Origin of the sequence: Micromonospora sp. CPM1 (genome assembly GCF_023896895.1) — a bacterium.
GTDB classification, from domain to species: Bacteria; Actinomycetota; Actinomycetes; order Mycobacteriales; family Micromonosporaceae; genus Micromonospora; species Micromonospora tulbaghiae.
In genome coordinates this window covers 216,273-228,560 of sequence record NZ_JAMHIU010000004.1, presented here as the reverse complement: position 1 = coordinate 228,560, position 12,288 = coordinate 216,273, and the positions used below count along the sequence as shown (strand labels likewise).

The window sequence follows — 12,288 nt, the reverse complement described above, 5'->3', positions numbered from 1 at the left end:
CGACGATGGACCGTCAACGGCTGAGCAGCATCGCGCACTCGCACCACCCGATCGCGGCCCCGCTCTCCGGCGTCAACGTCAACCGGCTGCTGCGCCGGGCCGGTCGCCGGCCGGCGGCCCGGATCCTCGACCTGGGCTGCGGCGAGGCCGCCTGGGCGTTGCAGGCACTCCCGCACCACCCGGACGGGCACGCCGACGGCGTCGACCTCAACCCGCACGCGCTCGAACGCGCCACTGAGGCCGCCGCCGTGCGCGGCCTCGCCGACCGGCTCACGCTGCACGAGCGCGACGCCCGGTCGTACGTGCCGGACGGCGACTACGACCTGGTGCTCTGCGTCGGGTCGACGCACGCGTTCGACGGGTTCGGCGGGACGCTGGAACTGGCCGGCCGGCACGTGAACGCCGACGGCATCCTGATGGTGGGCGAGGGATTCTGGCAGGTGCCGCCGACGCCGGAGGCACTGGCGGCGCTGGACGCGAAGCCGGAGGACCACACCGACCTCGCCGGTCTGGTCGCGTCCGCGGAGCAGGCCGGCTGGACCCCGGTGTACGCGCACGTCAGCGACGCCGCCGAGTGGGACGACTACGAGTGGTCGTGGACCGGTTCGCTGACCGAGTGGGCGCTGGACAACCCGGGTCACCCGGATGCCGCCGGCGCGCTGGCCGCCGCCCGGGAGCACCGCGACCAGTGGCTGCGCGGATACCGCGGCGTGCTGGGCTTCGTGACGCTGGTGCTGCGCCGGATCTGATCGGCCGTCCCTTCACGGGCCGGGGCGGGACAGGCGGGCGGGGCACTATCGTTCGGGCGTGCAGATCCGTTTCGCCGTACCGGCCGACCCCGCCTATCCGGCCCGTGTGGCCGCCGCGCTCGCCGCCGCGCGGCTGCGCCGGTTCGGCTACATCGGCGCGGCCCTCGCCGCGATCGGGGTGATCGGTTGGGTCGCTTCGCAGGCGTCGGAGCGGGGTGACCGCTTCGCGTCGCTGTGGACCGCGTTCATCGTGGCCGGCGTGCTGTCGATGCTGTACGCGCCGTGGGTGCGGTGGCGCGCCCGGCGCCGCTCCGGCGGCTACGCCGTCGAGGGCGGCTACGACATCGACGACCGCAACATCATGATGCGCAGCGGCTCGGAGTCCGGCGGCATCGCCTGGGACGGCGTCACGCGGGTCACCGAGACCCCGGACTTCTGGATCGTGTACGTGGGACGGATGCCGGCCACCGTGATCCCCCGGTGGCTGATGTCCGCCGAGGACGCCGGGACGCTGCGCGCCTTCATGGCCGGACGGCATCTGCTCGACGACCGTTGACGATGCATTGATTGACTGTATATGTTGCCTCGGTGAGTGAGATGCGCGAGGCGACGTTCCTGATCCTGACCGCGCTGGCCGACGAGCCGCGCCACGGCTACGGGATCATCCAGGAGGTCGCCGGCCTGTCCGGCGGTCGCGTCAACCTGCTGCCGGGCACGCTCTACGCCGCCTTGGACCGGCTGGTCGCGCAGGGCCTCGTCGAACTCAGCCACGAAGAGGTGGTCGACGGCAGGCTGCGCCGGTACTACCGGCTGCGCGCCGACGGGCAGGCCGAACTGGCACGCCAGACCGAGCGGCTGCGGCAGCTCGCGTCCGCCGCCGAGACCCGGCTGCGCGCCCTGCGGCCCCGCACCGCCTGACCCCCACCGTCGCGGCCCCGTAGGGAGACGCCCATGCACCGCTGGCTGCTGCTGGCCTACCCCCGTGACTACCGCCGCGCGCGCGGGGCCGAGATCCTGGAGACGGTACGAGACGTCGGCGCGGCCCACCGGCGTACCCGGGTGGCGGCGAATCTCGTACGTCACGGTCTGCGCGCCCGGCTGGGACGGCCGGCGAGCCGTACCGTCGTGGCCTGGGCGTCGGTCTTCGCGATGGTCTGCGGGTTGTTCGCCGCGGCGTTCGGCACCTGGCTCGCCTGGCTCGGCTCCCGTCCGCTCGACCACCGGGATCTGGCCGCCGTGGTGGGACAGCTCTACCCGGACCGGCAGGCCGGCCACCTCGACCAGGACGACCCGCCCGCCGTGTTCCTCATCTACGGGCACCCGCTCGGCGAGGATCTCCTGTCCGAGCTGCTGCTCGGCGACGGCGGCGAGTACGCGCTGGCGGAGCTGACCGCGTCGTTCGACCAGACGCCGGCCGGCGGCCTCACCGACCTGCGGAAACGCCTGGACGCCGCCGGGTGGAAGCGCCACGAGCCCTTCTACGCCAACGCCTACGACTGCGTCCCCGACACTCCGCGATGCGACCCGGCGTCCATCCCCTCGGACATCACCGTGTACGCCGAACGCGGCGACCACATCCTCGCCGTGGAACTCACCGCCGACGGCTCGACGAACGTCACCCTCAGTCGCGCCACCCCCGGCACCGCCTACCCCGCCGGGCTGCTCGGCTTCGTGCTGGGCCTGGCCGGCGGCTGGGTGCTGTTCGGCTGGGCCAGCCGGCGCACCGAGGGACGGCGCCCGCTGGTGCAGGGGCCCGCGAAGGTCCTGTACGGCGTCGCGATGGTGTTCTGGGCCGCGCCGATCCTGCTGGGCGCGCCGCTGATGCTGACGCACCACCTGGACGAGCCGCATCCGCGCTGGCACGTGCCGTGGGAGTGGCTCGGCCAGCCCGCCCTGTCGCTGCCGTTCCTGGTCGGCACGGTCCTGCTGCTGCTCGTGCTGGGCCTGGCGGCGCTGCCGCACCGGCGCCCGGCGGGCCGTACGCTCGCCGGGGCGTCGGACCCGGGACCGGCGCTCTAGCGGCGCGCCGGGTCAGCTCGCCGGGCATCGCGTGCCGGGGGCGGGCACCGTCAGGTCGACGAGGTACCTGTCCACCACCGCCTCCGTGCAGGCGGTGCGCTGGTAGGTGCCGTGGCCCCAGCCCTCGTAGGTGACCAGGCGCCCGTGCCGGCCCAACTGCCGGGCGACGTTCTCCGCCCAGGCGTAGCCGGTGCGCGGATCGTGCCGCGCGTTGAGCAGCAGCAGCGGCGTGCGGGTGTGCACGTTCAGCGCGCGCGGCGGGTTGCGGACCGGGGACGGCCAGCCCAGGCAGGTCTGCACGGCCAGCAGACCGGCGCCGTACCGGACGTCGGGGGCGACGGCCACGGCGTCCCGGGCCAGGCCGGCGTAGTCGGTGTAGTCGCGCACCCGCGCCGGCCAGTCCGCGCAGAACGCCGCGACCGAGAGCGGGAGGTTCACCTCCGGTGGCGGCGTGCCGGCGTCCATGTCCCGCACGGTCGCGGCCAGTTGCGGCCAGCGCGGGCCGGCGAGCAGGCCGAGTGCCACGGCGGTGACGTCGAAGGCGCTACGGGGCGCGTACCCGCCACGGTCCGCGCGGGCCAGCACCCGCGCCCACACCGACCGCACGTCCCGTTCGTGGAGCGCACAGTCCGCCGACCTGTCGCACCAGGACACGAACTCGTCGAACGAGTCCTGCAACGCGGCGGCCTGTGTCCGCACGAAGGACCGCACGTCGAGACTGTGGTCGAACACGCCTTCCAGCACGACGGCCCGCACGTGGCCGGGGTAACGCTCGGCGTACTGCTGGCCCAGCAGTGTGCCGTACGAGCTGCCGTGGAAGGACAGCCGCCGCTCCCCCAGCGCCCGCCGCAACGCGTCGAGGTCACGGACGGTGCTGAGCGTGTCGGCGTGGTCGAACACCGGGCTGGTCGGGCGGCACCTGCTCCACAGGGCCCTGTTGTAGGCCACCGCGGCGTCGAAGTCGGCCTGACCGGTCAACGGGACGGGCGGCTTGCGCAGCGCCGGATCCGGCGTGCAGACGGGCGCGGCGGTGCGGGCCACGGCGCGCGGGTCGAAGCTGACCAGGTCGAACCGGTCCAGCAACTCGCCGCTGAACCGGTCGCCCTTGCGGATGCGCTCCACCCCCGAGTCGCCGGGGCCGCCCGGCCCGAAGACCAGCGTGCCCACCCGCCGCTCCGGCGCTCGCGCGAGCCGGCGTGCCACGGCGAGTTCGAACGTCGGGCCGTTCGGCCGGGCCCAGTCCACCGGCACGCGGAGCCGGGCGCATCGCACGCGCTCGTCCGGCGGGACGTTCGGCAGGTCGTCGGCGCACTCGCCCCAGACGAGCCGCTGCGGCGGACCGTCGGCGCGCGCCGCGCCGGGCAGTCCCGCCAGGACGGTGAGCGCGGCCAGAGCGACGGCCACGGTACGTCGGAACACGGCACCTCCCGGTGTGTGGATGCTCGTCGATTCTTCAACGGCGTCCCACCCGAGTCCCATACGGAAACGCCCCGATATGCCCCTCGGGCCTTCTCCCCGAGTCCGCCCTGAGGGCCACACGAAGGGGACGAGTTCGCGTCCGGGGCAGTCGGGCGCTCGGAGGGGCTTCGGGCCTGGTCCTAGCGGTCTAGCATCGGGCGATGACGTCGTCCCTGGACCGCCTGCCGAAGATCAGCGCACCGGCCACGAGAGCGCTGACCGCCGCCGGCTACACCACGCTGCGCCGGCTCGCCGGGGTGCCACGCGCGGAGCTGGCCCGCCTGCACGGCATGGGGCCGAAGGCGCTGGACGTCATCGAGGCCGCCCTCGACGAGCACGACCTGCGGCTGAGCTGACGAGGTGATCGCGATGCCGCTCGGCAGGCTCCACCACCTGATCGTCGACTGCCCGGATCCGATGACCGAGGCCCGGTTCTGGAGCGCGGTCCTCGGCGACCCGATCACGTACGCGGACGACGACTTCGCCGTCGTGTCGACCAGTACGGCGGCGTCCGGGCTGGCGTTCCAGCGCGCCTCCGGGCTGACGCCGCCGACGTGGCCGGATCCGGCGGTGCCGCAGCAGATGCACCTGGACGTGATGGTCGACGACCAGGACGCGGCGGGTGCGGCGGTGCTCGCGCTGGGCGCGCGGCGGTTGCCGGGCGACCACGTGTACGCCGACCCCGCGGGCCACCCGTTCTGCCTGATCCGGCGCCCCACCTGGGCGTCGCCGGTCGGCGGGCCCAGGTGAATCCCGCTCTGACCGGCCACCGTTACGGCGTCTCCCGGTAGGAGATGAACTCCAGCAGGCTTCCGTCCGGGTCGCGGAAGTAGACGCTGGTCCCGGCGCCACCGGCACCCACCCGCCGGACCGGTCCCGTCTCCACCTCGACGCCGTGCCGTCGCAGGTGCGCCACCGCCTCCTCGATCCGCCCCGCCCAGACGAAGCAGATGTCGCTGTTGCCCGGGCGGACCGGGACGCGGGCGACGTTGCCGCCGAGGTCGAGCCCCGGCCCGTGCACGCTCAACTGCTGGGTGCCGACCCGGAAGGCGACGCGGTCGCCGCCGACGCCGATCACCTCGGCGCCGACGACGTCGCGATAGAAGTCGGTGGCGGCCCGCCAGTCGGACACGGCGATGACGACGTGGTCCAGTCCGGTCACGGGCGCCATGTGTCCCACCCTAACGGCGGGTCCTGCCGGGGTCCGGCGCTTGCGCGCCGCTACCGCAGGTGCCGGGCGAAGAACCGGTTCGCGGGCTCCCCCTCGAACTGCGGTACGCCCGTGTGCCCACCCATGTTGGCGTGCAACGTCTTCTCGGTGGAGCCGAATGCGTCGAACAGGTCCAGTGCCATCTGCCGGTCGTTGCCCTCGTCGTCCCACTGCAGCAGGACGTGCAGCGGAATGGTGACCCGCCGTGCTTCCTCGATGATGGTGCGCGGCACGAAGCTCCCGGCGAACAGGAGCGCGGCCACGATGCGCGGTTCGACCAGCGCCAGCCGTACGCCGATCGAGATCACCCCGCCGGCGTACCCGACCGGGCCTCCGACCTCGGGCAGCGCGAGGAGGGCGTCCAGCGCGGCCCGGCACTCCGGGACCGCCTTCTCGACCAGCGGCAGGACGAGCCGGTCGACGATCTCGTCGGCGACCGGCTCACCGGCCGCCAGGGCTCGGCGCAGGTCGGCGCGGGCCTGCTCGGCGGCGGCGGACGCGGGGCGGTCGCCGCTTCCGGGAAGCTCGATGGTGGCCGCGGCGAAGCCCTGCGCGACGCAGCCCTCCGCACGGGCCACCAGGCGGGGATACATCCGGCGCAGTCCGCCGGGGTGACCGAGCAGGATCAGCGGGGCCGGCTCGGACGCGGATGCGGGGGTCCACAGGAGGCCGGGGATCTCGCCGAGGATGAACGTGCGCTCGCGGACGCCGTCGGCGAGGCGCTGTTCGGAGGTGAATCGCATGGTCGTGCCTTTCGGGAGTGCGACGGCGCTCCCGGACGACCTATCGCCCGGCCGTGACCCCCGAGGGGAGCACCCATGTCGTTACTGCGGTCACGGGTACCACCTCCCTCGTCCTCCGGCACGGCCACCGGAAAGCTAACAGCGCTCGCCGGGGCCGCCAACCGGTTTTCGCGGCCGGCCCCGGCCCGTCACCCCAGTCCGTCCGCGACCTGATCGACCGGCCGCCGCGCACCACCCGGCTCAGCTGCTCGCTGTCGGCGACGGGGCGAACGGCCACGGCTGCGGACCGAACAGGGCCGCACACGCGGCGAGGAGCCCGCGCTGCGCCTCGGCCATGCGCGCGTCGACCGGACCGGTGTCCTCGTTCGGGTCGTTCCGGATGAACATGTCTCCGGATTCCTTCGTCACCACCGCCAGTCGCTCGCCGGCCTCCCGGACGCCCGGGTCGGTCGCCCTACGGGCGCGCAGGGCGATCGGCGAGTTCGAGGTGAAGCGGACGTCCTGCTGCTCGATCACCCGGGCCACCATGTTGCACGCCCCGGTCGCGACCTTGTCCGCGGGCGCGGTCGAGCCGGCCTGCGGAGCGGCCGACGCCGCCGCGGCGGAGGAGGGCAACGACGACGGAGCGGCGGAGGACGACGACGGAGCGGGCTCCGCTGGTGCGCACGCGGAGACGAACAGCAGGGACAGTGCGGCGAGTTCACGTTTCACCGCACGAGGCTAGCGATCATGGTGGGCGCGGCTGCCGTCCGGGTGCCACGCCCACCCCGTCATCGCGTCGACGTCGGACCCGTCACCGGCCCGCCGCGCGGAGCATCGCCTCCGTCTCGGGGTCGGGCATGATCTCCCGGACCTCCTGGGCGCAGCGGCACGAGACGGCGATCTTGGCGGCCCACTTCAGCGCCTCGTCGCGTGAGGACACGTCGAGGACCACGAACCCGCCGATGACCTCCTTGGTCTCCGGGAACGGCCCGTCGGTGACCACCCCGTCCGTACCCACGATGCTCGCCTGCTGGCGTTCGAGCCCGGTGCCGTACACGAACACACCCGCGTTCACGGCCTCCTGGATGACCGCGTGCGCGTCCTTGCCCACCTGGGGGATCTCCTCGGCGGGGATGTGGTCCATCGCGCCGTCGTTGAACGAGATCAGGTACCGCGGCATGCCATGACTCCCTTGTCCGGGCGGCCCGGTGCGGCCGCCTCTCACCCGTACTACGAACGAGTCACCCCGGATCCGACAGGCGGCAGCCCGCGTCGGTGCACGCCTTCGTCATGACGTGCGACGGCCGGCGCCGGCAGGTGAGCGTGGCCCGCTGCCCGTCACCGCACGTCCTCCTCCGGGATGGGCACGGCGGTGCCTGTCACCGCGATCCCGGCGCCCGGTCCGGCGGGGATGCCGACGGTGAGCAGGCTCGGTCGGCCCATGTCCTCGCCCTGCCGCACGGTGACCGTCGCGGGCGGCTGCACCAGGCCCAGCTCGCGCAGGTAACCGCCGAACGCGGCCGCCGCCGCCCCGGTCGCGGCGTCCTCGACCACGCCGCCGGGCGGGAACGGGTTGCGCGCGTGGAACACCAGCGGAGACTCCCGGTGCACCAGGTCGATCGTCGTCCAGTCCCGCTCGGCCATCAGCGCGCCCAGCGCGGCCATGTCGTAGTCCAGGTCCGCCAGGCGCTTGCGGGTCGCGGCGGCCACGATCGGATGCCAGGCCCCGGCGTACGCGACGCGCGGCGGCAGCGTCGCGTCGAGATCGTCCGGTGACCAGCGCAACGCGGCGAGCAGCGCCGCCAGGTCGCCGGCGCTCAGGGGTACGGTGCGCGGCGCGACGCTGGTCAGCGTGGCGGTCGTGGTGCCGTCGGCCTGCACGCTCGTGGCGACCTCGACCAGGCCGGCGCGGGTGTTCAGGTGCAGCACGCCGGGGCCGTGCCGCTGCGCGTAGGCGACCGCCGAGGCGATCGTCGCGTGGCCGCAGAACGGCACCTCCGACTTCGGGCTGAAGTAGCGCACCGTGAACCGCCCGTCCCCGCCCGCGGGCACGAGGTACGCCGTCTCGGAGTAGCCGACCTCGGCCGCCACCTGCTGCATCTCCGCGTCGCCCGCCCCGGTCGCGTCCAGGACGACACCGGCCGGGTTGCCACCGGCGGGGTCGGCGGTGAACGCCGCGTATCGGAGAACGTCCATGATCACGATCCTAGGCCAGCGGCCCCGTCCTCGGCTGTCCCGAACCGGGCGACGAGGAAGTCGAGTCGCTCCTCCTGCCCGCCCGCCGGGACACGGCCGCTGCGGGACAGCACCGTGATGCCGTGCAGCGCGCTCCAGAGGACCTCCGCGGACAGCTCCCGCCGCTCGTCTGCGGGGTCGAAGCATCTGACGAACTCGTCGAAGCAGGCTCGCAGCGGCGGCGGGGTCTCGGCGCTGGCGAACCGCAGTTCGGTGGGCAGGACGAACATGGCGTCGTACAGGGCCGGCCGCTCGGTTGCGAAGTCCAGGTAGGCGTGGCAGACGGCGCGCAGGGACCGCCCGGGATCGGGCGCGGCCTGTCGTGCGCGGCTCAGGTGGGTGGCGAGTTCGGTGAACCCGTCCAGGGCGACGGCGGCGACGATGGCGTCCTTGCCGTCGAAGTGGCTGTAGAGCACGGGCTGGCTGTACTCGACCCGGTCCGCCAGCCGCCTGGTGGTGACCGCCTCCCAGCCCTCGGTCTCGGCCAGCTCCCGCGCGGTGGCGACGATCAATCGATGACGCTGCGCCCGTTCACGTTCGCGGCGCTCGCTGATTGCGGACATGACCCGATCCTAGCAGCGCTAGACATCCTGTCGGCGGCAACCTATCGTCGCTCTCACCGCTAGCGCCGCTAGCCGCCCGCCGCCGTCACCGAGGGGACACCACCCATGCTCACCACAGTCGCCACAGTGCTCGCCGGGCTGATCGGCGCGGGCTGCGTCCTCATGGGAGTGCTCGCCTTCCGGGCGCCGCAGGGCGCCGCCGGCTTCGGCATCCCCGACACGCCGACCGAGGACCCGACCTTCCGGGCCTGGCTGACCGTCAAGGCCGTACGCGACATCGCCTCGGGCGTCTTCATCCTCATCCTGTTAGTCGGCGCGACACCCCATCTGCTGGGCTGGTTCATGCTCGCCGCCACCGGCATACCCGTCGGAGACGCGCTGATCGTGCGCCGCAGCAACGGCCCCGCGACCGCCGTCTACGGCGTTCACGGCGCCACCGCCCTGGTGATGCTGGTGATCAGCGCCCTGCTGCTCGCCGCCTGACCGGCCACACGGAACGGAGAATCCGATCATGCGCAACTTCGAGATCACTTCCATCGGTACGGTCCGCAACGACCGGACGGACATCCAGCACAGCGACAACTGGGGCGCCGTCCGCAGCACGATCGTCGTCGACGAGCGCTTCGGCGAGGCGTGCCTCCAGGGCCTGGAGGAGTTCTCCCACGTGGAGGTCTTCTTCGTCTTCGACCGGTTCCCGGACGGCGGCGACTTCCGGGAACCCCGCCCCTACCGCGGCCGGCCCGACCTGCCGCCGATGGGCGTGTTCGCCGGTCGCGGCCCTCGCCGGCCGAACCGCATCGGCGTGACCTGCTGCCGGATCGAGTCCGTAAACGGCCGCGAGCTGACGGTGGTGGGCCTCGACGCGGTGTCGGGCACGCCCGTCGTCGACCTGAAGCCGGTGCTGAAGGAGTTCGTCCCCGCCGACGTCCGCCAGCCGGAATGGGTCGACGACATGATGTCCGAGTACTTCCAGCCGTAGCGTCGGCGCGGCGCGCGTACAGGCGCTCACCGCAGGAGCCTCTCGGTGAGATCCATCAACCGCTCGGCGTCGTGGGGGTCGAGGGTCGGGAAATCGGGCGGAAGCCGCTTCCCCCGGTCGACGGCGGTCACCGGCGCGGTCGGCGGCGCGTCCAGGAACCGGTGAATCGGCGCCACCGCGTCCGCGACGGGCCGGGCGGCGACCGCCGCCGCCACCGCGAGCAGCCCTCGTACCACGAACGGGAGCGCGCTACGGTCACCGCTCCTGGTGAACCCGGGATGGTAGAGCACGTATCGGGCGCGGCTACCGGACCGCTGGGCGAAGCCCACGCCGAGCAGGTCGTTTGCCCGGCCGGCCTGCAACTGCGCGGCGACGGCCGAGTAGCCCGCCGTCATCTGCGGATCGGCCCATCTCACCCCGCCTTTCGTGACCCCGACACCGGCGACGTTCACGATCACCGGTGCGGTCGCCCGGTCCAGGGCCGGACGCAGACCGAAACTGAGCAGGTAGCGACTGACGTAGTAGAGCGCGAACGTGCGCTCCAGTCCCTCCACCGTCACGACGCGACGCGGCGCCACCGCATTGGCGAACAGCGCCAACGCGTCCACGACCCGGTGCTCGCCGAGGATGTGCTCGACAGCCTGCCGCGTCTCGGCCATGCTGGACAGATCGACGGGAAGGAAGGCGATCAGGCCGCCGGCCATCGTCTCGCCACGTTCACGGTTGCGGCCGAGCACCAGGACGCGGTCGCCACGTTCGGCCCGCCCCAGGGCGAACGCACGTCCCATGCCGTTCGTGCCGCCACTGACCACCACGACGCCCACGTCGCCCCCTTATCGTCTTGCTCATCTGCCTGCCTCATCCTGGGCAGCAGGTCGGCGGAGGCGGAAGAAGGCACTTTCATGTCCACAGGTGACACCGATGTGAGCGCCTCGCTGCACGATCACCGGCTGCCGATGCCGGTTCCGGCCGGCGAGTACGATCGCTGTCCGGTCACCGACCTGCTGCGGCGGACGAGCGACAAGTGGACGCTGTTGCTGCTCACCCTGCTCGGCCGGCATCCGCACCGGTTCAACGAGTTGCACCGGGCCGTCGAGGGCATCAGCCCGCGCATGCTCACCCGGACACTGCGCGCGCTGGAGAGCGACGGCCTGGTCGAACGTGAGGTTTTCCCGACGGTGCCGCCGAGCGTCGAGTACCGGCTGACGCCGCTCGGTGTCAGCCTTCTGGAGCCGCTCTCCGCGCTGGCCGACTGGGCGGTCGCCCACCATGCCGAGATCGTCGCGGCACGTCAGCGGTCCGCCTGAGAAACCCTGCGCTCATCCGGCCGCACGAGGACACCCGCGACACCGGTCCGGCGTTCGTCGGCCGGGCGGCGGGCGTCGATCTGGAATGCTCCGTACATGCCGTCCTTTCCGCCCACGTTCTCCGCCGAGATCGTCGCGCAGCCGATCCAGGCCCAGTTCGAGGCGTTCCTCGACGAGCACCGCGACGCGCTCGACCGCTGCCTGGACGGGCTGACCGAGGAGCAGGCACGCCGATCGCTGGTGGCCTCCCGGACCACGCTGCTGGGTCTGGTGAAGCACGCGACCTTCGTCGAGAAGGTCTGGTTCGACGAGGCCGTCACGGGCCGGTCGCGTGCCGAGATCGGCATCCCCGAGCGGTCCGAGGACTCGTTCCTCCTCGACGACGGCGACACGATCGCCGGCGTCCGGCGGGCATACCGCGACGCCCGCGACGCGTCACGCCGGGCGACCTCCACGCGGGGTCTGGACGAACTCCTCACCGGGCACCGGCGGGGCCCGCTTCCGCTGCGCTGGGTGTACCTCCACGTCCTGCGCGAACTCGCCCAGCACTGCGGGCACGCGGACATCCTGCGGGAGCAGATCCTCGACGGATAGCGGGCGGCCGGCGGTGGCCCGTCGTCGAAACGGCCGGCGTCACGCGCCGGCGCCCGCGTCGGGGTCACCGGTCGACGAGTCGGGGGCACGCATCCGCCACGCGTCGGTGACCAGTTCCGTCAGGCGCTCGATGCCGACGTGCGCCAGCCGCAGCATGACCAGGGGTGACCCGTCGTACGCGGGCGTGGTGAAGAACAGGTCGGGCTCGCCGAGGAGCAACGCCTGCTTCTCCGCCTCGTCGCCCACGTACAGCACGGCGATGTCGGTGCGGATACGTCGCGGCCGACCGGGCGTGCGCTCGGGATACGACCAGACGAACCCCTTGCCGGCGACCCGGAAGTCGAAGCCGTCACTGTCGATCTCGACCACGTGCGGCAGCGACAGCGCCACCCGGCGGACGTCGTCCGCGTCAGCCACGACGGCCACCCCGGTACACCGCCCTCCGCACC

At 73.0% G+C, this 12,288-nt stretch carries 19 protein-coding genes; 10 read left to right on the top strand and 9 right to left on the bottom strand.

Translation table 11 applies throughout. From position 1 onward, the window contains the following. Positions 1-5 precede the first annotated feature (5 nt). Genes M8C11_RS07090 through M8C11_RS07075 form a run of 4 tightly spaced genes read left to right on the top strand, consistent with a single transcriptional unit; the run spans position 6 to position 2,768 of the window. On the top strand, positions 6-749 hold the full coding sequence (locus M8C11_RS07090) for a cyclopropane-fatty-acyl-phospholipid synthase family protein (protein ID WP_252448890.1): 744 nt from the start codon (positions 6-8) through the stop codon (positions 747-749). Between the two features lie 58 nt (positions 750-807). Continuing rightward, the gene (locus M8C11_RS07085; protein WP_120570242.1) at positions 808-1,305 is read left to right on the top strand and encodes a YcxB family protein; all 498 of its coding nucleotides are present in this window, start codon (positions 808-810) and stop codon (positions 1,303-1,305) included. A gap of 41 nt (positions 1,306-1,346) precedes the next feature. Continuing rightward, on the top strand, positions 1,347-1,667 hold the full coding sequence (locus tag M8C11_RS07080; RefSeq protein ID WP_120573821.1) for a PadR family transcriptional regulator: 321 nt from the start codon (positions 1,347-1,349) through the stop codon (positions 1,665-1,667). A gap of 33 nt (positions 1,668-1,700) precedes the next feature. Beyond that, positions 1,701-2,768: a hypothetical protein gene (locus M8C11_RS07075; RefSeq protein ID WP_252448888.1), complete on the top strand. Its 1,068-nt coding sequence runs from the start codon at positions 1,701-1,703 to the stop codon at positions 2,766-2,768. Positions 2,769-2,780: 12 nt separating this feature from the next. Here M8C11_RS07075 and M8C11_RS07070 read toward each other — a convergent pair whose 3' ends face one another. Beyond that, positions 2,781-4,187: an alpha/beta hydrolase gene (locus M8C11_RS07070; protein ID WP_252448887.1), complete on the bottom strand. Its 1,407-nt coding sequence runs from the start codon at positions 4,185-4,187 to the stop codon at positions 2,781-2,783. 200 nt (positions 4,188-4,387) lie between these two features. Here M8C11_RS07070 and M8C11_RS07065 point away from each other — a divergent pair, with 200 nt between their 5' ends. Both M8C11_RS07065 and M8C11_RS07060 read left to right on the top strand, forming a co-directional pair. Continuing rightward, the gene (locus tag M8C11_RS07065; RefSeq protein ID WP_091427275.1) at positions 4,388-4,582 is read left to right on the top strand and encodes a DNA-binding protein; all 195 of its coding nucleotides are present in this window, start codon (positions 4,388-4,390) and stop codon (positions 4,580-4,582) included. Positions 4,583-4,595: 13 nt separating this feature from the next. Beyond that, positions 4,596-4,976 carry a VOC family protein gene (locus tag M8C11_RS07060; protein ID WP_199733109.1) on the top strand — a complete coding sequence of 127 codons (381 nt, stop codon included), beginning with the start codon at positions 4,596-4,598 and terminating at the stop codon, positions 4,974-4,976. Positions 4,977-4,998: 22 nt separating this feature from the next. Here the strand turns inward: M8C11_RS07060 and M8C11_RS07055 are convergent, their stop codons facing one another. From M8C11_RS07055 to M8C11_RS07030, 6 genes are all read right to left on the bottom strand, one after another. After that, on the bottom strand, positions 4,999-5,397 hold the full coding sequence (locus M8C11_RS07055) for a VOC family protein (protein WP_252448885.1): 399 nt from the start codon (positions 5,395-5,397) through the stop codon (positions 4,999-5,001). A 50-nt stretch (positions 5,398-5,447) separates the two neighbouring features. After that, on the bottom strand, positions 5,448-6,179 hold the full coding sequence (locus M8C11_RS07050; protein ID WP_252448884.1) for an alpha/beta hydrolase: 732 nt from the start codon (positions 6,177-6,179) through the stop codon (positions 5,448-5,450). Between the two features lie 240 nt (positions 6,180-6,419). Beyond that, complete coding sequence (locus M8C11_RS07045; RefSeq protein WP_252448883.1) at positions 6,420-6,890, bottom strand: hypothetical protein; 471 nt, start codon at positions 6,888-6,890, stop codon at positions 6,420-6,422. 82 nt (positions 6,891-6,972) lie between these two features. Beyond that, the gene (locus M8C11_RS07040) at positions 6,973-7,341 is read right to left on the bottom strand and encodes a YciI family protein (RefSeq protein WP_091427285.1); all 369 of its coding nucleotides are present in this window, start codon (positions 7,339-7,341) and stop codon (positions 6,973-6,975) included. Positions 7,342-7,499: 158 nt separating this feature from the next. Next, positions 7,500-8,357 (bottom strand): PhzF family phenazine biosynthesis protein, encoded by an 858-nt coding sequence (locus M8C11_RS07035; RefSeq protein WP_252448882.1) that lies wholly within the window; start codon positions 8,355-8,357, stop codon positions 7,500-7,502. A 2-nt stretch (positions 8,358-8,359) separates the two neighbouring features. Beyond that, complete coding sequence (locus M8C11_RS07030; protein WP_252448880.1) at positions 8,360-8,959, bottom strand: TetR/AcrR family transcriptional regulator; 600 nt, start codon at positions 8,957-8,959, stop codon at positions 8,360-8,362. Between the two features lie 105 nt (positions 8,960-9,064). On the opposite strand from M8C11_RS07030, the gene M8C11_RS07025 reads away from it, so the two are divergent. Both M8C11_RS07025 and M8C11_RS07020 read left to right on the top strand, forming a co-directional pair. Next, positions 9,065-9,442, top strand: coding sequence for a DUF4267 domain-containing protein (locus M8C11_RS07025; RefSeq protein ID WP_252448879.1), 378 nt, complete (start codon positions 9,065-9,067; stop codon positions 9,440-9,442). Between the two features lie 28 nt (positions 9,443-9,470). Next, a complete protein-coding gene (locus tag M8C11_RS07020; RefSeq protein WP_252448878.1) occupies positions 9,471-9,938 on the top strand; it encodes an SAM-dependent methyltransferase in 468 nt (155 codons plus the stop codon). 26 nt (positions 9,939-9,964) lie between these two features. Here M8C11_RS07020 and M8C11_RS07015 read toward each other — a convergent pair whose 3' ends face one another. Next, entirely contained in the window at positions 9,965-10,762 is a 798-nt protein-coding gene (locus M8C11_RS07015) for an SDR family NAD(P)-dependent oxidoreductase (RefSeq protein ID WP_252448877.1), read from the bottom strand. A 78-nt stretch (positions 10,763-10,840) separates the two neighbouring features. On the opposite strand from M8C11_RS07015, the gene M8C11_RS07010 reads away from it, so the two are divergent. Both M8C11_RS07010 and M8C11_RS07005 read left to right on the top strand, forming a co-directional pair. Further along, positions 10,841-11,245, top strand: a complete 405-nt coding sequence (locus tag M8C11_RS07010) for a helix-turn-helix domain-containing protein (RefSeq protein WP_252448876.1) — start codon at positions 10,841-10,843, stop codon at positions 11,243-11,245. Between the two features lie 96 nt (positions 11,246-11,341). Then, positions 11,342-11,839: a DinB family protein gene (locus M8C11_RS07005; protein ID WP_252448875.1), complete on the top strand. Its 498-nt coding sequence runs from the start codon at positions 11,342-11,344 to the stop codon at positions 11,837-11,839. A gap of 39 nt (positions 11,840-11,878) precedes the next feature. On the opposite strand, the gene M8C11_RS07000 is transcribed toward M8C11_RS07005, so the two are convergent. Then, positions 11,879-12,256: an MmcQ/YjbR family DNA-binding protein gene (locus M8C11_RS07000; protein WP_252448873.1), complete on the bottom strand. Its 378-nt coding sequence runs from the start codon at positions 12,254-12,256 to the stop codon at positions 11,879-11,881. Positions 12,257-12,288: the final 32 nt, after the last annotated feature.